Here is a 17,322-nt window from a genome sequence, read left to right as displayed (position 1 = left end):
ATCCGATCACCGCGATGCTCCCACCCGTAACCACGGCCGGAGCAGGTTCTCCTCGGTGGACGGACCCGGCTGCCATTCGGCGATCCACGGACCGGTGCCCTCGCTCGAGTCGAGCACCCCCTCCTCCAGCCATCGGTAGCGGCCGTCGAGCACGTTGAGTGCCGCGCGCACATCCGCGTCGTCGGTGTTGTCCCACAGTCCGTCGAACAGCTGCCGCACCCGAATGCGTGCCTGGCGGCAGAAGATATCGGCCAGTTCTCCGGCGGCATCCGCTTGCGGCGTGCCGTCGACGCGCTCGGCCTGCGCTCGTACGCAGGCCGCCGACATCGCGAAGAGTTCCGCGCCGATATCGACGAGGCGGCCCAGGAACACCTGCCGGTACTCGAGTTTCGCCTGCCAGCGCGCCATCCCGTACATCAGGGCCCGGGCCTGTTTGCGGGCCATCCGCTCGACGAAGCGCAGATGGTGCGCCAGTGGTCCGAAATCACCGAACGCGCCCGGTGCGCTGCCGGGGCCGACGGCCAGTTGCGGGAACCATTTCGCGTAGAAGCCACCCGCGCCCACCGCCGCTCTGGCCTTGTCCTTGAACTCCGCGTGCCGGTCGACGAGGGCGCCGGCGGCGGCCATATGCGCATCGGCCATCTCCCGGGCGATGAGCAGCCGCATGATCTCGCTGGAGCCTTCGAAGATCCGGTTGATCCGCAGATCGCGTACCAGCTGCTCGGCGCCGACCGCACGTTCGCCCCGGGCTCGTAGCGACGCCGCCGTCTCGTATCCGCGCCCGCCGCGAATCTGTACGAGTTCGTCGGCGATCCGGCAACCCATCTCCGAGGCCCACAGCTTGGCGAGTGCCGCCTCGATCCGGATATCGTTGCGATTCTCGTCGCACATGGCCCCGGAGAGGTCGAGTACTGCCTCCAGGGCGTAGGTCGTCGCGGCGATATAGGACACCTTGGCCGCCACCGCGGCATGTTCGCCGACCGGCCGTCCCCACTGCACCCGCGCGGAGCTCCATTCGCGTGCGATTTTCAGCGACCATTCGGCGGCCGCGGTGCACAGTGCCGGGATAGCGAGACGTCCGGCGTTCAACGTGGTGAGAGCGATCTTCAACCCGTCGCCTTCCCGGCCGATCAGATTCTGCACGGGTACCCGCACGTGGTGCAGGCGGGTGACGCCGTTCTCGAGGCCCCGCAGACCCATGAACGAATTGCGCCGCTCCACCGTGATGCCCGGGCTGTCGGCTTCGACGACGAAGGCGGAGATACCGCCGCGGTGTCCATCGCTCTTCGGTACCCGGGCCATCACCACCAGCAGTTCCGCGACCACGCCGTTGGTCGTCCACAGTTTGACGCCGTCGAGCTCGTAGGCTTCGCCGTCGGTGGTGGGGGTCGCGGTGGTGGCCATCCGGGCCGGATCGGAGCCGACATCGGGTTCGGTGAGCAGGAAAGCGCTGATCGCGCCTTGCGCGCAACGCGGCAGGAATCGGTTCTTCTGTTCCGGAGTGCCCGCCAGCTTCAGTGGTTCGGGGACGCCGATCGATTGGTGCGCGGACAACAGCGCCCCCAGGCTCGGGTGTACGGAACCGACGAGCATCAGCGCCTTGTTGTAGCCGACCTGGGACAGCCCCTGCCCGCCGTATTCCTCGGGAATCTTGAGGCCGAAGCAGCCGAGTCGGGCGAGGCCGCGTACGTACTGCTCCGGAATACGGTCCTGCGCCTCGATCACGCTGCCGTCGAGGGTCGCGCAGTAGTCCCGGAGCCGGGTCAGGTACGCGTCGGTCTTCGCGGTGTCCTGCGCGCCGGGTCGCGGAAACGGATGAATCAGATCCACGCGGTAGCGGCCGAGGAACAACTCTTTGGCAAAAGACGGTTTGGACCAGGTGACTTCGCGAGATTCCTCGGCCAGGCGGCGGGCCTGTTCCTCCGTGGCGTCGACTTTCGCGGCAGTGGACATGCTGTCCTCCTCGGAAGTGGTGACAGTCACATCCGAGTGTAGGAGTTCTTGTTACTCGCCGGTAGTTTGGATTGACGAATACGCCGCGGCGTCGGGTCCGGCCGCGTGGGCGTTACCGCGGTGCTCGGCGTTCGCGGGCGCGTCCTGCGTAGATACGGAGTATTGCGGCGTCGAACCCGTCCGGCGCATCGGTGTGGGCGGCGGTCTCCATCGCCCGCGAACCGAGCCGGTCGGCTATTCCGGACCCATTCGGCCCGTCCCGCACATCCGCTCGGGATCCAGCCAACCGGCCACCGCGATCCAATCGGCAGTGGTCATCCGTTCGGAAACACGTTTCTCCCGTCCGGCGCATCTCGCGTGCAGCAGCCGATGTCGATCGAGACTCGAGCGCAACGCCCCGCCACACCGCGAGCATTTCAACTCAACCATTTCTCGTCTCCGGGTTCACATCGTTGTGACCACTTCCGGCGCCGTTGCCGGACGGCGCGGAATTGCTTTCCGCGCCCGGGGCGAGTGCATGAACTGCTGGGCGAGGGCGAGTCCAACTCTGTTCGAGTAGCTCCGTTCCGATCGTGACCGTCTGCTCGGGACCGACTGTGCCGCGTGAACCTCCCGAACGGATGCCGGGGCCGTCCGGGGGATGTACCCGCGACCGTGGCCGCTGCACGATCATGCCCACACCCGACACTCGGTGACCGGCCTCCGCGGCGGGATGAGTTCGCCCCAGAAGGCGTGCCGGACTGCATCCCACAGCCTCGCCAGTTCCGGATGAAGTTCACGTGCTTGCGCGAGATCCGGATAGTTCCCGGGCCCGAAGCGCAGCACCGAACAGGTATCCGAGGTGTTCTCCACGGCCGCGATCGCGATCCGGTGCGGCCGAATCACCCACCACGTCGCATAGAGACCGTCGACTTCTGTTCGCCGTAGGTCAGCCATTGCCGGTGCGCCGTCGTTGTCCGAGTGCCTCGTTTGTCCGGTGACCGCTGTCGACCGACCTCGCGCGGATGCGCGCCGACGTCCCGGTCGGGAACCCGGCGCGACGGCGGATGCGCAGCCGGTGGCCACCTGCATGGGGCGGGTTCTCGCGCATGGGACGTTCTCCTTCGATCGTGACTTCCTCTGAAGGTGTCTGGGGGTGATGTACGTCCCTAAAACTAATACATTAGAGTTCATAGTTCAATGGTTCAGAGCGAGCTTCTTTTCGATCCCGGTGGGCCGGCATCGCCCACCCAGGCGACAGCCGGCTGAAACGGATCGGTATATCTCTGACTTGATAGTTCATGTTTCAAGGTTTTCGGACATAGAATCGGTACTCGTAGTGCCACCCGAGGAGTCGCGTTGTCCCAGCAAGAACGCGCCGGCCTGTCCGCGCTCGGCGTCGTGCTCTCACCACTCGAAGGCAGTGGTCCGAAAACCGAGGCCGTGGTGCAGCGGCTGTCCGCCGCGATCAGCCTCGGTGTGATGGCCGACGGCCAGCAGTTACCGAGCGAGTCCGATCTCGCCGGCCAGCTGGGCGTATCGACGATGACCCTGCGAGAAGCGCTGGCTGTGCTTCGGCAGCAGGGAATTGTGCGCACCACCCGCGGCCGTGGCGGCGGCAGCTTCGTCTGCGCTTCGGGACAGGCCCTCGAGCACTCGTCGCAGGCGCGCCTCCAGCAGATGAGCCTGGCCGAGTTGCGTGACCTGGGGGATGAGCAGTTCGCCGTGGTCGGCGCCGCCGCCGTATTCGCCGCGCGCCGCGGGTTGCGGGCCGATGTGGCCCGGCTCCGCGCCTTGGCCGACCGGTTGAAGGTGAGCGCCGAGCCGGTCGCGGCCCGCCGGGCCGACAGCCGTTTTCATATCGAGATGGCGGTCTGCGCGCAGTCCACCAGGCTCACCCGCACCCAGGTCGGCCTGCAGGCCGAGCTGTCCGCACTGCTCTGGCTACCCCGCCTGGAACTGGATCCGGCCGCAGAGGCCATTGCCCATCATGACCTGGTGGACGCCATCGAACGGGAGGATGATGGCCGGGCGCGAGAGCTGGCAGAATCGAATACGGAGAATCGTATCCGCCGACTCGTCGCCCTGCACGTGGAGCTCAATGAACAATGAGTGGCACCGACAATTCTTCCACCCCGGGAACCATCGAGTCGCTCGCATCGGTGATCACCGAGCTGGTCGATGACATATACGCGTCGCTGACATCGATCGGGGCCGCGCTGACGAGCCTGTGGACCGATCTCACCGGGCGGCCGCAGCGGCCTCCCCGATCCACCGACCTCGCACCCTTGCGCGAGACCATCGTCGGCGAACTCGAGCGGCGTGGACGACTGTTCGACGGAGCCGGTGTGGTGATGGCCGACGGAGTTCTCGCCGACCGCCCCAGGTACCTGCAATGGTGGCTTTCCGACCCGGTACGCGGACCGCAGCTCCATAAGCTGGAATTGAATCCGCAGAGCGAATATTTCTACGATTACACCGCAATGGACTGGTATGTGATCCCACGCGACCAGGGACGGCGATGGGTGCACGGTCCGTACATCGATTTCGCGTGCACCGATCAGTATGTGTGCACCTTCGCGATCCCGGTGGGCGCCGGATCGGGCCGCTTCCTCGGAATCGCCGGCGCCGATGTGCCGGTCGGCGCGATGGAAGAAGTCCTGCTTCCGCGATTCCGGGCATCGAGCCGGCGGGTCGCCCTGGTCAACGACGAGGGCCGAGTCATCCTGGGGACCGATTCCGCATACCCACCCGGATCGAGGGCAATCCGGGGAGGCGGCTCCGGCGCCGAAGTGCCCATCGCCGCTCTACCCTGGTCGATACAACAACTGGGACCCACAGCGCCGCCGCGTGCGCCATGAGGGGTGAGAATCACCGCCGAGCCCTTCGGTGCCGGTTACGCCGCCTCCGCCGGTGTGGCGGAGGCGTTCGTTCCGGTGCGGTCAGCGAGTGAACAGTTCGAACCGGTCACCGGACTGACGGCAGAACCAGGTTTTGCCCAGCCCTTCCTGACCGAATTTGCCCACCCCATTCGCCACACATGCGCCTTGTGTGGGGTAATAGTCAACGGTTGTATCGGCCGCCGCGATGCCGGCCGCGCCGAAGGTGAAGGCCGCGATCATCGCCCCAGTGATCAGATGCTTCATCATGGCGGGAAGTCTATAGCGGGAGGCCACCGTTCCGCTCTCGAATTATATTGGCCGGCCGCGAGATTCGCAGTTCGCGAGGGTGGCGCCGCGTGGGGGTCCGCTGTACCGGACCCCGGACTCACTGGGCCTTCGGGTGTTGTGGTGCTGATTCACTTCGGCGGGCGGTGGTTGTGAAAGTTTCGCTACGCCGGTCTCTTTCATCCGATTCGTCAGCTTCTGTCCACACTCTGGATGTGGTGGCCGAGTGGAGTCTGCTCGGTGAGCCGGCGGAGGCGACCGTTCGCTGTCGCCGTAGTCGCCGACAGCCCCGTTCCTGCCCGGGAACGGGGCTGCGCTGTACCGTCGGGGATGGAAAGATGGACCGGAACATTCCCGCGGTCGACCAGTGGAGCTCAGGAGAATCCATGCCTACATCAGAAGAGTTCCCCGGCATCGGTATGCCGAATATCGAAGCGTCCTCGTCTTTGGACGGCCTGGGGCCGGTGGAAATGGAATCACCCACCCAGGATCTCGTCGTCGACGGCATACTCGATACCTTCGTCACCACCGGTCCCGATTCGATGAGTGTCTGGACCGATACCGATCTCGACGGATACGCCGACCGGCTGAGCGTGGTGGAGAACGACGGCGACTACTCGGCTTGGGAATACCACCGCAATCCCGACGGGACGGGCGAGTGGCGGCAGACCGATCAGGGGAAAGTGGGGGAGTGAGCGGGCGCCGGCCGCGCGGAGCGAGATGGAACCGGTGCCCGAGCCGCCCGTCGAATCGGGTTGATATGCAGGACATGTCCGCCCGGTGAGCGCGTGGGCGTAGTGGTCGATTCCCCCTCCGGACACAGTATTTACGCAGTTCAGGGGAATCTCTGAGCACAGTCTCCGCTCTGCGTCCACAGCGAGGTCCCGAAACAGGGAATCCGAGGGGACTCGGCCTGACGCAAGGACCTATGTCACGGCTACTACTCCCCGCGTGCGTGTGCGCAAGGACGGCACAACGTACAGCCGAGTGCGCTTCCGGGTGCCCCGCGCCGGCAAGACCGTTCGATCCTCGCAATCGTTCGACGACCACAGCGCCGCTCCGCTTCCGATCCCGCCGGCGGATACCTCGACGGATCCGCGGCCTTCGGGGCGAACCGGTCACCGTGTCGGATCCGTTGCCGCGCCCGGTAGTTCCCGGCGGCATCGACCGGGCTGTCACCCCGGCCACGGCAGCGCCGGCCGGTGCCGTAGGACGCCGGGCGTCCCCTCGAAGAAGGGCTCCTGAGCAACGCTCGCTGAGTGCGCTGGGACGGGATGAGACCATAACAGCCGTGACAGCACCGCTTTCCGGACCGGTGCCGCAGTCTGCGTCCAGGGTAGTGGTGAGGTCCGAGTGAGCAACGGTGTAACCAGGGTCCTGGCCCGGGTCCTGAACGATTTGAGACGCCTGACCGGTCAGGGATCCGGCGGCCTCGCGGAGTACCCCAGGGGCGCGGCACGCATTGCCCGCCGCGATGTCGATGAGAAGGTGCCCGCCGACCAGCGCGGCGAGGACGAGGTCGACAAGGCAGTCGAGGCGCTGAGCACACCGGAACAGCGGCGGGCGGCCCCGCTCGACTCCCGTGCGGGCGAACACGGTGGTTCCCCGGCGACTTACCGGGAGTATTCGCTGGATGAATACATCCGAATGCTGGAAGAGCGGGAAGGCCGGGCGGTGAGCCCCGAGCGGCGAAAAACTCTTCGCCGGGGATGTGTCGGTCTCGTACAGGACCGTATCGGCAGAACCGACGGGCTGCCGCCGATGCATATCGCGTTCGGCGATGTCGAGTCACACGGCAGGATCGCGGACCTCGGGAAGGCCCTGGCACATGTCGAGGCCGCCGAGAAAGATGTTCTGCATTGGCAGCGACAGCTGGATATATCGGAAGACGCAACGAGGAAATACGGAACCAGGTGGTCGGCCGAGGATCCCTACACCGGAATAACGCGAAACGCGACCGAGAACATGGAATGGATCAGAGAAAATCTCGATACAGCTCAGGAGAACGCGCGGACAGCGTTGGCCCGCGTGCCGGAGGGTCATAATCTGGAAGAAATGAAGGATGCCAAGAGCGCGGCAAAGCTCGAAGGCAACAGGCGGGTGTTCGACAGGGTCTCCGGCTATTTGGATGAGTTGAACAAAATATTCGCGGCGAATCCCGGAGACGCCGCAGAAGTCGCCCGCCTGATCCAATCGCACCCCGACCTCGGTCCGCTGCAGGGTATCGAGCGATTCCTACCCACCGGCGGCAGGCCCGAAGAATTCGAAGCGGTGATCACCTACAAAGATCTGTGGTCCGGTCAAAAGGATTCCGGTGTTCGCACGATAGACCTCGGAAACGGCGCATTCAATTACGACGACGGCACTGATACCCCCGATCCGAGCAGATTCCGGCCGAATCCCGAGACGGGCCGGGTGGATATGTCTCGCGACCTGCACCAGGGCAGGCCGAACAGCATGAACTTCAATTACGCATACTACGACCGGGAAACGAACAGCTGGTGGGGTGCGGATCAAGGTGATCACGATCCGAACCGTCCGATGCGTGTCAAACAGATGACACCGGAATATCTGTGGGCCGATCGTCTGGAATACGATACACCGGTATTCGGCGTCGATATCGTCGACAAGTCACGATGACGGCATCTGAATAAAAACTGTGGACCTGCGGTCACGTCGATAAATGTCGGCGTTTTCTACGGTATTGCCGATATCGCTACGGCCGGTGCCATTATTCCATGCGGAGCCGGCTCCGGGACGGCTTCTCGATGCGCTGTGCCCCCGTCCTCTGTCTGATACGCAGGGCTTGTTTCCCGGTGAGCGCGTGGGCGTAGTGGTCGATTCCCCTCCGGACATGAGCTACCGGGGCCACGGCAGACCGAAATCGATACCGGCCGTTGAACTGTCGCCGCTGGGTGGGCGCGGGCGTGCTATACCGAGCCTGCCGAACTGCTTTCCCCTGAAACAGAAGTCAGATAATCGGACGCTTCGGCCAGCGAACAGACTTCGCCGACCTTCGCGGCGATATCGCGCAGGTTCGATTCGTGGGCGTCGGGATGGCGGTCTCCGACGCATTCGCGTACCACGATCGGGACGAATCCGTTCTGTAGCGCATCCAGGGCGGTCGCCCGGACGCATCCGCTGGTCGACAGGCCCGCGATCAGGACGGTGTCGATTCCCCGCACGGTCAGCGACGCCGCGAGGGAAGTGCCCGCGAAAGCGCTCGGGTAATGCTTGGTCACGACCGTTTCTCCGCGGCGTGGTGCGAAACCGTCGACGAACTCGGCGAGGGGATTGCCGGCGACGAAGCATGTCAGACTCGGGACCTTGCGGAAGAACAAGCCGCCGAGCGCACCGTCGGCGTGGTCGTAGCGGACCCGGGTGAGGTATACGGGAATTCCCGTCGCGGTGGCCTGCTCGCGGAACTCCAGCATGGCCGCCACGGCGTCTTCGACGCCCGCGTACAACGGTGAGGCGGGATCGGTGTACGCGCGGGCCGGGTCGACGACGACGAGCGCAGGCCGCGTACCGGGTTCGAGGTGCCCGCCGAACGCGTCGTCCGCGGCGAGCGTTGTGATGAGCGGAGCGTCGGTCATGCCACCGCTCTCTCGTGCGTGCGTACCGTGTCGTCGTCGTACTGCACGAACGCCTTGGCGGCGAGTACCGGCGCGATGTGATCGCTGATCACGGCGAGATGCGCGGGATGGGCGCGGTACGCCTCCCACGCCGGCTGCCCCGCGAATCGCAGGTGGAAGCGTAGTGACGCGTTACCGTCGGACAGTCCGGCATCGCGCACGACCTCGGCGCGGACCAGTCCGTCGATCCGGTCCGGAAGGGTTAGCAGCGCGGCGGCGATTCCTTCGATCTGCGCGTCGGTGGCTTCGGGGATCAGGGTCAGATGACCCACGTGATTGAACATGTCTTCTCTCCTCGATTCGTCAGAATCGCTCGAGTAGCGAACCGTGACCGACGATCCTGTCGTCGATCCCGTTGGTGCGCAGCGCGTGCCACACCGTCGCGGCATTGATCGCTATCACCGGTTTGCCCAACTCGCGCTCCAACTCGGCGGCGACCGCGACAGCCTCGAGGTTGGTGCCACATTGGATGAGTGCGTCCACGTCGGGACCGTCCACCGCGCGGAACGCGGCCCGGATGGCGTCGGGGGATTCGTCGGCGATGGAGGTCGCGGACGCCGACTTCAAACCGTGGATGGCCGCGACCTCGAAACCGAGTTCGGTGAAGTAGGCCACCACCTGCTCATCGCCGACCGGCTGGTACGGGGTGACCACCCCGATCTTCCTCGCGCCGAACGCCTGTAGCGCGCGGCCGGCCGCGGTCGCTCCGGTGGTGACCTCGAGCCCGGTGAGCGTGCGCACCAGCGATTCGAACTCGGCGTTGCCGGCCACCCCACCCCAGAAGGTCTCGGCGGACATCCCCATCACGACATAGTCGGGCAGCGCGGTCATCACCGTCTCGAGTGCCGCCGGCAGCGCCGCGTTGAGATTCTCCCGGAACCTGCCGAAGGCGTCCGCCGAGTCCAGGGCTACGGCGTTGATCATGATCCGGCCGGTGTGCCAGGAGCAGTCCTGTGGGCGCAGCCGGTGGAATTCGCGCTCGACCGAGGTATTGGTAGAGGGAATGATCAGTGCGAACTTGAGTCCTTTGCGGGTGGGCGAGCCCGCGCCGGTCAGGGTTGGTGCGGTCATACGAAGCTCCTCTGATCGTCGATACCGGAAGTGATTCGGCCGGCTGCGTCACCGGACAACGCGTGTGCGGCGACGGCGGCGTACTCGGCGGCCGCCAGCCGATCGCCCTGCCCGAGCAGTTCGGTCAGGGCCTGCCACTGCGCACCACTGTGACCGGACGCGCCGGTGGCGCGGATTCTCCGATAGGTATCGGCGACCGCTTCGGCCGCGGCCAGCAGGGGCGCGACCGGGTAGATCAGCACGGCCACACCGCATTCGGCGAGGACCTCGGCAGGGGGAAGCTCGGAGTGATCACCGGCTTCGGAGAGATTGACCAGCAACGGGACACCGGGGACGGCGTCCCGCACCCGCCGTAGCGCCTCCTCCGAGTAGACCCCCTCGACGAAGAGGAGGTCCGCGCCCGCCGCGGCATAGGCGCGGGCACGAGCGAGTGTGGCTGCCTCTCCTTCGACCGCGAGTGCGTCGGTGCGGGCGATCACCAGTGCCGAGGTCCGTCCCGATACGGCGGCCCGCACCTTCGCGATCATCTCCTCGACCGGTACGAGCTGTTTCCCGGCGAGGTGCCCACAGCGCTTGGGCGCGACCTGGTCTTCGAACTGCACCGCCGCGGCGCCGGCCGCTTCGAATCGGGCCATCGTCTCCTCGACTTGCAGGATTCCGCCGTAGCCGGTATCGGCGTCCACGATCAGCGGCAGCTCGCTGACCGAGGTCATCCGACGCACCTGCTCGGCCATCTCCGCGAGACCCAGATAGCCGAGGTCCGGCCGGCCCAGCGCGGTAGCCGATACGGCTGCGCCCGAGACATAGGCCGCGCCGAAACCCGCTGCCTCCGCGGCGCGAATCGTCACACCGTCGTAGACGCCGGGTGCGGCGACCGTTCCGTAGCACAGCATTTCCGACAGCCGCCGCCCGGCGGGGCGGGCCGTATCGGGAACCGCACGCAGTTCCCGTGCGAGTCGCCCGCGAGTGATTCGCAGGGAGGTGAACATCGCGGCCCGCCTCTGATGTTCCCGCTTGTCGAACAGGTCGCGGTCCAGTGCCGACAGCGATTCGGCGCGTGCCTCACGGGCCGCCGAATCCGATTGCCGCATACCGTCGTAGTTGTTCTGCGCGCGCGCCTGCACATGGTTGAGCGCGGCGTCACGGCGGAGTTCGCTGTACAGCCGGCCCACATGGGCGTCATCGGTGCCGGTGAGGGCGGCGTCGATGCACCGGGCGGCGGCCCACGCGTCGTGGATACCGCTGTTCATTCCCATCCCGCCGAGTGGGTTGTTGACGTGGGCGCTGTCACCGGCGAGCAGGATGTGGCCCACCGTGAAAGTCGCGGCGACACGCATGTTCACCGAGTAGACGTTCGCGTGGGCGATCTCGTAGGCGCCGGGCTGTGCGGCGACCCGTTGCAGACGCGCCTGCAGCGAAGCGGGGTCCAGCGCCTGCTCGTCGGATTCGTCGTCGCCGATCGGGAACAGTGCCCGCCAGTGTTTCGGTGTCCGCAACAGCACACCCCACTCCTCGGGGTCCGATATATAGGACACGTAGGCGAGGTCGGGGAAGTCGTCGCGGAACTCGTGTGTGGTCGATGCGACCAGGAAACGCTCGTCGTAGGTACGTCCCTCGAAGGAGACGCCCAGCGACTTCCGGATCACGGAGCTCGCTCCGTCGGCGGCGACCAGCCACCGGGCCCGTATCGGATGGTCGCGATCGGTATCGGGCAGGAAGATCCGCACGTGGGCATCGCCCTGCTCGACCCGGACGACCGGCGTGGAGTACCGCAGCGTGACATTGGGCATCGTCACCAGGACATCTCTGATGATCCGGGTCAGGTTGTCCTGTTCACTCTGCAATCGGTAGGGATACTTCGTCTCCGGCGCGAGTAGTCCCATATCCATCTCGGAGAGCACGGCGCCGCTGCGTTCGCGGTATTGGTACACCGGTGCTTTCAGCCCGACCTCGTGCAGTGCGTCGACCACTCCGAGCTCCTCGAGCAGTTCGAGGGTGGACGGGTGGAAGGTCGAGGCGCGCGATTCGGTGGACAGTTCGCTGCCGGCTTCGAGTACCAGGACCTGGTGACCCAGCTGCGCGAGCGTGAGCGCGGCAACCATTCCCACCGGGCCCATACCGGCGACGACCACGGTGTTCATCCCGGCGTTGTCGGGGTCTGTCATGGTCGAATCACGCCTTCTCGGTCAGCAACGGGCCGTACAGTTTCGGCTGCCGGGTTCCGACGGGGTCGAGGTGGTAACCCATCATCTTGTTATGCGATTCGCGCAGGTCCAGGCGCACGATCAGCTGCTCCTCGAACCCGTGCCGGGTCCACTGGGCAGACGGATAGCGCATCAACGCAATCGGCTGGCCGGGGACGAACGGATCGGCCCGCACGATCTGGCTGCCGACCTTCGCGGGACTGTCGAGTCGATTGACCGACACCAGATGCACCCGGTTCTCCTCGGTGCGCTCGGTCGCCGCCATATCCGCCGCTTCGCGACGGTCCCAGCTCGTGGGGTGGGCGACGATCTCCGCACCGCGCAGGGCGAGCAGCCGCATCACCTCCGGAACCCACACCTCGTTTCCGATCATCACACCGATGGCGCCGATCTCGGTGTGGGCCACCTCGATCGCGTCACCCGCACTCGCCCAACGGGATTCGACAGCATCGAGATGGGTCTTGCGATAGGTGAACGCGATCTCGCCGCCCGCATCGATCAGGTATGCGGTCGAGTAGAAGGCCGTGTCCGCGTGTTCGACGAGATGGGCGACCACCCACAGGCGGTGCTCGCGTGCCGACTCGCCGATTCTGTCGAGTACGCGTCGCGAGACGGCCGCGGCGGCCGCGGGATCCGCGGCGACCTCGCCGGGCCGGAAGCAGAACAGCTCCGGCAGCACCCCGAGCGTGGCGCCCCGGCGGGCCGCGTGGGCGATCTGCCCGAGGGCGCGGGTGATCGTCCAGTCCTGGTTGTGGAACCACGACACCTGCAGAGTGGCCACATCGAGTGGTTCGGCGGGTATCTCCGGATCGTCCGGGCCGAGCATGGGTGCGACGGGAAGGCTCTCGTGCGGGGTCATCAGGTCGCCGTAGAGGTCCGGTCGGCGCCAGCCCATGACATCGGCGAACCCGGGAACGTTCTTGTCGTCGGCGGCGGCCGGTTCGATATCCGCCCAGACCAGACCCTCCTGGACCTCGCCGGCCGCGGCGAGTACCGCACCGCGTGGGGAGACGATCTGCGAGCCGCCCATCCACGGGTAGGCGTCGGCGGGCCCGCCGACGGTGTTGGCGGAGATATGCCAGACATGGTTCTCGAGGGCCCGCAGCGGAACGTGCACCCGCACCTCGTCGGGGCCGCGGGAGTTGAGGGAATTGCACAGGATCTGGGCGCCGAGTGTACCGAGCACTCGCGGTACATCCGGCACGATTCCGTCGGCGCACATCAGCAGGCCGAGTCGGCCGATCGCGGTGTCGACCACCTCGAGGGCCCGGTGCCCCGGCACGAACAGGGTGTATTCGTAGTCCCAGAGCACGGTCTTGTGGTGGATGTGCAGGATCTCGCCGTCGGGTCCGATCAGAACCGAAGCGATCCGCACCTCCGGTGCGGTGGCGGTGCGCAGGTCCACGCCGACGACGGCATGGATACCCGCCGAGCGGCATGCCGCGCGCACTCCGACGACGAACTCGCCTTCGAGTTCTTCGCAGCGTGCGTAGCATTCGGCGCGATCCGCGTAGTCGCGGACGCGATTGCTGTTCTCCGGCAGGACGATCAATTGCGCACCGGCCGCGGCGGCGGCGTGGATGTAGCCGCTACAGAGTTCGGTGTTGGCCGCGACGTCGGGGCCCGAGAAGAATTGCGCGGCGGCGACACGCACGACGTCACCCTCGCGTTCACAACTGTCCAGTGTCTTCATGCTGTGTCACATGACCTTCCGCGGTACGGACGAACTGTCCGGAAGTAGGTGGTCGGCTGCCCTCGCCCGTCAGGCACTTCGATCGACGGTGAGCACCGCCGACAGCAGTCGGCGGGTGTACCGGTTGCGTGGATCCCGCCGGACCTCACGCCACGGACCGGCCTCGACTACGCGCCCGCGGTAGAGCACCGCGACGTCGGTGGCCAGCGCCGAGACAGTCGACATATCGTGGGTGATCAACAGGTAGGACACGTTCGTCGCCTCCTGGACCTCGCACAGGGTGTCGAGGATCCGCGAGCGCACCGACAGGTCCAGCGAGGCGGTGGGCTCGTCGAGCACCACGAAATCGGGTTCGGTCACCATGGCGCGTGCGATTCCGACCCGCTGCTGCTGACCGCCGCTGAGTTCGGACGGGTAGCGGTCCCACAGGGCCGGGCTCAGATGCGCGAGTTCGAACGCCTGCTCACCACGGGCCCGTCGATCGGCCTTCGACATATCCCGGAAATGCACGTCCAGCGGCTCGGACACCGATTGTCCGATGGTCCGGCGCGGGTTGAGCGCGAGTTCCGGCTCCTGCAGCACGATCGAACTACGTCGGCGCCACCGGCCGAGACCGGCCTTGTCCAGCGTGGCGAAGTCGATACCGTCCATGACGATCCGGCCGCTGTCGGCGGCCTCGGCGCCCAGGCAGATGCGGCCCAGGGTCGACTTCCCCGAACCGCTCTCACCGATCAGCCCGAGAGTGGAGCCCGCGGCGACGGAGAACGAGACATCGTCGACGGCCTCGACCCTCCGGTCGCCCCGGCCGTAGACCTTGTGCAGATGCTGAACTTCGAGCCTGCTCATGCCACACCGGCTTCCGTCGCGGTGCCGGACGGTTCGTCGAGGTAGCGGGTGGACGCCGCGACCAGCAGCTGGGTGTACTCGTGTTGCGGTCGGGAGAACACCGAGCGGGTCGGTCCGCTCTCGAGCACCCGGCCGTCGCGCATGACATAGATCCGGTCGCAGTAGGTCGACACCACGCCCAGGTCGTGGGTGACCATCAGGATGGCCTTGCCGTCTTCCCGGCAGATGCGGCTCAGTAGATCGAGGATCTCCTTCTGCACGGTCACGTCCAACGCGGTGGTCGGTTCGTCGCCGACTACCAGGTCGGGTTGCAGCATGAGCGAGAGGGCGATCACCACGCGCTGTGCCATACCACCGGACAGGGCGCCGGAGTGGCCCGCCAGTACCCGCTCCGGGTCGGCGATCTCCACCCGGCGCAGCATCCGGCGCGCGGTATCGCGGATCCACGCCTTGCTCTTACCGTGTGAGCGGCCGACCGCGAGGAACTGCTTCTCGATGGACTGCACCGGATTGAGCGCACTCCAGGGCTGCTGGGGAATGAATCCGATATCGTTGCCCTTCACCGCGCGCAGCCCGCGGGTGCCGAGCGCGTGCAGATCGCGGCCCTGGAACAGGGACCGGCCGTCGACCATCCGGCCGGTCGCGGGCAGCATCCCGAGCGCCGCCCGCAGGGAAACGGATTTGCCCGACCCGGTCTCGCCGATGATGCCGACGAACTCGCCCGCGCGTACCTCGAAGGACACATCGTGTACGACTCGGGCCGCGGTATCGCCGCGGCCGAATTCGACGGCCAGATCGGTGACCTGGAGGAGCGGTGGTGCTGTCTCGGTGCTCATTTGACCTCCTTGGCGAAGTGGGCGTCGAGGCTGTCGGAGATCAGGTTCAACGCGACGATCGAATACACCAGTGCGAGCGCGGGGAAAGCGATGGGCCACCACTGGCCGGTGGTGAGCCCGGCGGAACCCGCCTGGATCATCGATCCCCAGCTGGGGATCGGCGGGGCGATACCCAGCCCGAGGAAACTCATCGCACCGACCGCCGACAGGGCCAGTGCCGCACCGGTACTGGCCTGCGACAGGATGGTGCCCGAGATATTCGGCAGGATATGGGTGCGCAGCCGGTAGAACACCGAGGTACCGATCACCTGCGAGTAGAACACGTAGCGCGACTCACGCAGGTGCATCGACTCGGCGCGCGTGAGCCGGATGAAGCGCGGGATGTTGAGAATCGCGATGGTCGCCAGCAGCACGGTGGTGCCACCACCGCTGATCTGCACGATCACCAGGATCAGGATGAGTAGCGGGAAGGCGTCGAACCCGTCGACTATCCGCATGATGTAGCCCGAGCCGCGCCCACCCGAACCGGCCAGCAGGCCGAGCGCGGTACCGGCGATCATGGCGACGGCGGTACCGCCGAGCGCCAGCGGCAGATCCGCCGCGGCCGCGGCGAAAGTACGCAACAGAACATCGCGGCCCGCCGAATCCGTTCCGAACAGGTGCTCGCCGCTGGGCGCCGTGAGCACCGACATCGGGTCGATACGGCCCGGGTCGAGGAAGAATCGGCAGACGATCGCCGCTACGGCGAGCGCCACCAGCATCGCCGCGCCGATATACGCGCCGGCGAGTCCGCGGCGGCGAGTCTTCTTCCGCGCCCGGTCCGCGCGGTCGGCGGCCGGATCGGTGACCCCGCCGGCCGCAGTGGTATCCGATGAAGTGCTGGGGGCGGCGCCCGCCCCGCTATGGCTGGTCATGGTGGAGGCCTCAGGACTTGTGACGGACGCGCGGGTCGAGGAGCAGGATGAGGATGTCGATGACGAGGAACGCCAGTACGGTCAGGCCACCGAGCACGATGACGATTCCCTGGATGACGGGTAGATCGAATTTGAAGATGGAATCGACGCCGAACGCTGCCGCGCCGTCGAGGTTGTAGATCTTCTGCATGATGGCGCCGCCACCGATGATGGCTCCGGTGATCACCGCGATCGTGGTGAGAACAGCGGTTCGTGCGACCGTGAACGCCGACCAGAACACCCGTAGCGGGGTCAGTCCGCACGCTCGCGCGTACTGGATCTGCGGAGACGACAGCACGGTGGCGAAGTTCGTCCGGGTGACCCGGGCGAAGACCGCGGAGAGCACCAGTCCGAAGCTCAGTACCGGGAGTACGAGCTGCTGCGCGGCTTTACCGAAGGTGGCTGTATCGCCCGCGAGAAGCGCATCGATGACCACCACCCCGGTCGGGCCGTCCGGAACCGCGGTACGCAGGGATACCTGACCCACCGGGGCGGGTGCCACACCGAGAAGGTAGAAGAACACGTACACCAGGACGAGGGCGAATACGTATTCCGGTAGCGACTGCAGCACACTGACGATCACCCGGGTCGTGTGATCGGCGGGCCGGGTGCGGAAATAGGCGCCCACGGCTCCCATACCGACGCCCACGACGATCGCCACCACGAGGGCGAGCAGGCCGACGGTGAGGTCGAGCGGCAGCCGTCCGAAGACCTCCGCGGAGACCGGTCGGCGGGTGAAATACGACGTACCGAGGTCACCGCGCACGAGGCCGGTGAGGAAATCGGTGTACTGCGACCACAGCGGCCGATCGAATCCCAGCTCTCGCTCGATCCGGGCGATGGCCTCCGCGTCGGCGTACTCGCCGCCGATCGCGGCCGCGGCATTGGTGCCGGGCAACCGGACCAGCCAGAACGCCAGTGTCGCGACCGCGAAGATGGATACCGGAATCGCTACGAGCCGACCGAGCAGCATCGTCACCGGAAT

15 protein-coding genes are annotated in these 17,322 nt (G+C 66.3%); 4 read left to right on the top strand and 11 right to left on the bottom strand.

The features are described 5' to 3' along the window. Positions 1 to 6 precede the first annotated feature (6 nt). Positions 7 to 1,953 carry an acyl-CoA dehydrogenase family protein gene (locus ACWEWT_RS11705; protein ID WP_452558375.1) on the bottom strand — a complete coding sequence of 649 codons (1,947 nt, stop codon included), beginning with the start codon at positions 1,951 to 1,953 and terminating at the stop codon, positions 7 to 9. Between the two features lie 1,338 nt (positions 1,954 to 3,291). Between ACWEWT_RS11705 and ACWEWT_RS11700 the strand changes: the two genes are divergently transcribed. Further along, positions 3,292 to 4,044 carry a FadR/GntR family transcriptional regulator gene (locus tag ACWEWT_RS11700; protein WP_452558291.1) on the top strand — a complete coding sequence of 251 codons (753 nt, stop codon included), beginning with the start codon at positions 3,292 to 3,294 and terminating at the stop codon, positions 4,042 to 4,044. Continuing rightward, complete coding sequence (locus tag ACWEWT_RS11695) at positions 4,041 to 4,793, top strand: cache domain-containing protein (RefSeq protein ID WP_452558290.1); 753 nt, start codon at positions 4,041 to 4,043, stop codon at positions 4,791 to 4,793. The genes ACWEWT_RS11700 and ACWEWT_RS11695 overlap by 4 nt, the downstream gene beginning before the upstream one ends. A gap of 81 nt (positions 4,794 to 4,874) precedes the next feature. Here ACWEWT_RS11695 and ACWEWT_RS11690 read toward each other — a convergent pair whose 3' ends face one another. Then, positions 4,875 to 5,081, bottom strand: coding sequence for a hypothetical protein (locus ACWEWT_RS11690; protein WP_452558289.1), 207 nt, complete (start codon positions 5,079 to 5,081; stop codon positions 4,875 to 4,877). A gap of 404 nt (positions 5,082 to 5,485) precedes the next feature. Between ACWEWT_RS11690 and ACWEWT_RS11685 the strand changes: the two genes are divergently transcribed. Together ACWEWT_RS11685 and ACWEWT_RS11680 are read left to right on the top strand one after the other, a co-directional pair. Further along, positions 5,486 to 5,794 carry a DUF6802 family protein gene (locus tag ACWEWT_RS11685; protein WP_452558288.1) on the top strand — a complete coding sequence of 103 codons (309 nt, stop codon included), beginning with the start codon at positions 5,486 to 5,488 and terminating at the stop codon, positions 5,792 to 5,794. Positions 5,795 to 6,746: 952 nt separating this feature from the next. Then, positions 6,747 to 7,739, top strand: a complete 993-nt coding sequence (locus ACWEWT_RS11680; protein ID WP_452558287.1) for a hypothetical protein — start codon at positions 6,747 to 6,749, stop codon at positions 7,737 to 7,739. A 290-nt stretch (positions 7,740 to 8,029) separates the two neighbouring features. Here the strand turns inward: ACWEWT_RS11680 and ACWEWT_RS11675 are convergent, their stop codons facing one another. The 9 genes from ACWEWT_RS11675 to ACWEWT_RS11635 form a co-directional block, all read right to left on the bottom strand. Beyond that, positions 8,030 to 8,695: an isochorismatase family protein gene (locus ACWEWT_RS11675; protein ID WP_452558286.1), complete on the bottom strand. Its 666-nt coding sequence runs from the start codon at positions 8,693 to 8,695 to the stop codon at positions 8,030 to 8,032. Beyond that, positions 8,692 to 9,018, bottom strand: a complete 327-nt coding sequence (locus ACWEWT_RS11670) for a Dabb family protein (RefSeq protein ID WP_452558285.1) — start codon at positions 9,016 to 9,018, stop codon at positions 8,692 to 8,694. Before ACWEWT_RS11670 ends, ACWEWT_RS11675 begins: the two co-directional genes overlap by 4 nt. A 19-nt stretch (positions 9,019 to 9,037) precedes the next feature. Next, positions 9,038 to 9,805: a maleate cis-trans isomerase family protein gene (locus ACWEWT_RS11665; RefSeq protein WP_452558284.1), complete on the bottom strand. Its 768-nt coding sequence runs from the start codon at positions 9,803 to 9,805 to the stop codon at positions 9,038 to 9,040. Next, positions 9,802 to 11,970 carry an FAD-dependent monooxygenase gene (locus tag ACWEWT_RS11660; RefSeq protein WP_452558283.1) on the bottom strand — a complete coding sequence of 723 codons (2,169 nt, stop codon included), beginning with the start codon at positions 11,968 to 11,970 and terminating at the stop codon, positions 9,802 to 9,804. Before ACWEWT_RS11660 ends, ACWEWT_RS11665 begins: the two co-directional genes overlap by 4 nt. Before the next feature lie 7 nt (positions 11,971 to 11,977). Then, positions 11,978 to 13,702, bottom strand: a complete 1,725-nt coding sequence (locus tag ACWEWT_RS11655; RefSeq protein WP_452558282.1) for a nitrilase-related carbon-nitrogen hydrolase — start codon at positions 13,700 to 13,702, stop codon at positions 11,978 to 11,980. A 69-nt stretch (positions 13,703 to 13,771) separates the two neighbouring features. Beyond that, positions 13,772 to 14,548 carry an ABC transporter ATP-binding protein gene (locus tag ACWEWT_RS11650; protein WP_452558281.1) on the bottom strand — a complete coding sequence of 259 codons (777 nt, stop codon included), beginning with the start codon at positions 14,546 to 14,548 and terminating at the stop codon, positions 13,772 to 13,774. Next, positions 14,545 to 15,384, bottom strand: a complete 840-nt coding sequence (locus ACWEWT_RS11645) for an ABC transporter ATP-binding protein (protein ID WP_452558280.1) — start codon at positions 15,382 to 15,384, stop codon at positions 14,545 to 14,547. Before ACWEWT_RS11645 ends, ACWEWT_RS11650 begins: the two co-directional genes overlap by 4 nt. After that, positions 15,381 to 16,298, bottom strand: a complete 918-nt coding sequence (locus tag ACWEWT_RS11640) for an ABC transporter permease (protein WP_452558279.1) — start codon at positions 16,296 to 16,298, stop codon at positions 15,381 to 15,383. Before ACWEWT_RS11640 ends, ACWEWT_RS11645 begins: the two co-directional genes overlap by 4 nt. A gap of 10 nt (positions 16,299 to 16,308) precedes the next feature. After that, positions 16,309 to 17,310 (bottom strand): ABC transporter permease, encoded by a 1,002-nt coding sequence (locus ACWEWT_RS11635; RefSeq protein WP_452558374.1) that lies wholly within the window; start codon positions 17,308 to 17,310, stop codon positions 16,309 to 16,311. Positions 17,311 to 17,322: the final 12 nt, after the last annotated feature.

It is taken from the genome of Nocardia sp. NPDC003963, assembly GCF_053605105.1.
The sequence above is the reverse complement of the archived record's forward strand: the minus strand, read 5'-3'. Positions and strand labels throughout refer to the sequence as shown.

Coding starts and splice junctions, on each gene's coding strand:
- ACWEWT_RS11705 (WP_452558375.1), bottom strand. CDS start 1,953: ATGTCCACTGCCGCGAAAGTCGACGCCACGGAGGAACAGGCCCGCCGC.
- ACWEWT_RS11695 (WP_452558290.1), top strand. CDS start 4,041: ATGAGTGGCACCGACAATTCTTCCACCCCGGGAACCATCGAGTCGCTC.
- ACWEWT_RS11690 (WP_452558289.1), bottom strand. CDS start 5,081: ATGATGAAGCATCTGATCACTGGGGCGATGATCGCGGCCTTCACCTTC.
- ACWEWT_RS11685 (WP_452558288.1), top strand. CDS start 5,486: ATGCCTACATCAGAAGAGTTCCCCGGCATCGGTATGCCGAATATCGAA.
- ACWEWT_RS11680 (WP_452558287.1), top strand. CDS start 6,747: ATGCTGGAAGAGCGGGAAGGCCGGGCGGTGAGCCCCGAGCGGCGAAAA.
- ACWEWT_RS11675 (WP_452558286.1), bottom strand. CDS start 8,695: ATGACCGACGCTCCGCTCATCACAACGCTCGCCGCGGACGACGCGTTC.
- ACWEWT_RS11670 (WP_452558285.1), bottom strand. CDS start 9,018: ATGTTCAATCACGTGGGTCATCTGACCCTGATCCCCGAAGCCACCGAC.
- ACWEWT_RS11665 (WP_452558284.1), bottom strand. CDS start 9,805: ATGACCGCACCAACCCTGACCGGCGCGGGCTCGCCCACCCGCAAAGGA.
- ACWEWT_RS11660 (WP_452558283.1), bottom strand. CDS start 11,970: ATGACAGACCCCGACAACGCCGGGATGAACACCGTGGTCGTCGCCGGT.
- ACWEWT_RS11655 (WP_452558282.1), bottom strand. CDS start 13,702: ATGAAGACACTGGACAGTTGTGAACGCGAGGGTGACGTCGTGCGTGTC.
- ACWEWT_RS11650 (WP_452558281.1), bottom strand. CDS start 14,548: ATGAGCAGGCTCGAAGTTCAGCATCTGCACAAGGTCTACGGCCGGGGC.
- ACWEWT_RS11645 (WP_452558280.1), bottom strand. CDS start 15,384: ATGAGCACCGAGACAGCACCACCGCTCCTCCAGGTCACCGATCTGGCC.
- ACWEWT_RS11640 (WP_452558279.1), bottom strand. CDS start 16,298: ATGACCAGCCATAGCGGGGCGGGCGCCGCCCCCAGCACTTCATCGGAT.
- ACWEWT_RS11635 (WP_452558374.1), bottom strand. CDS start 17,310: ATGCTGCTCGGTCGGCTCGTAGCGATTCCGGTATCCATCTTCGCGGTC.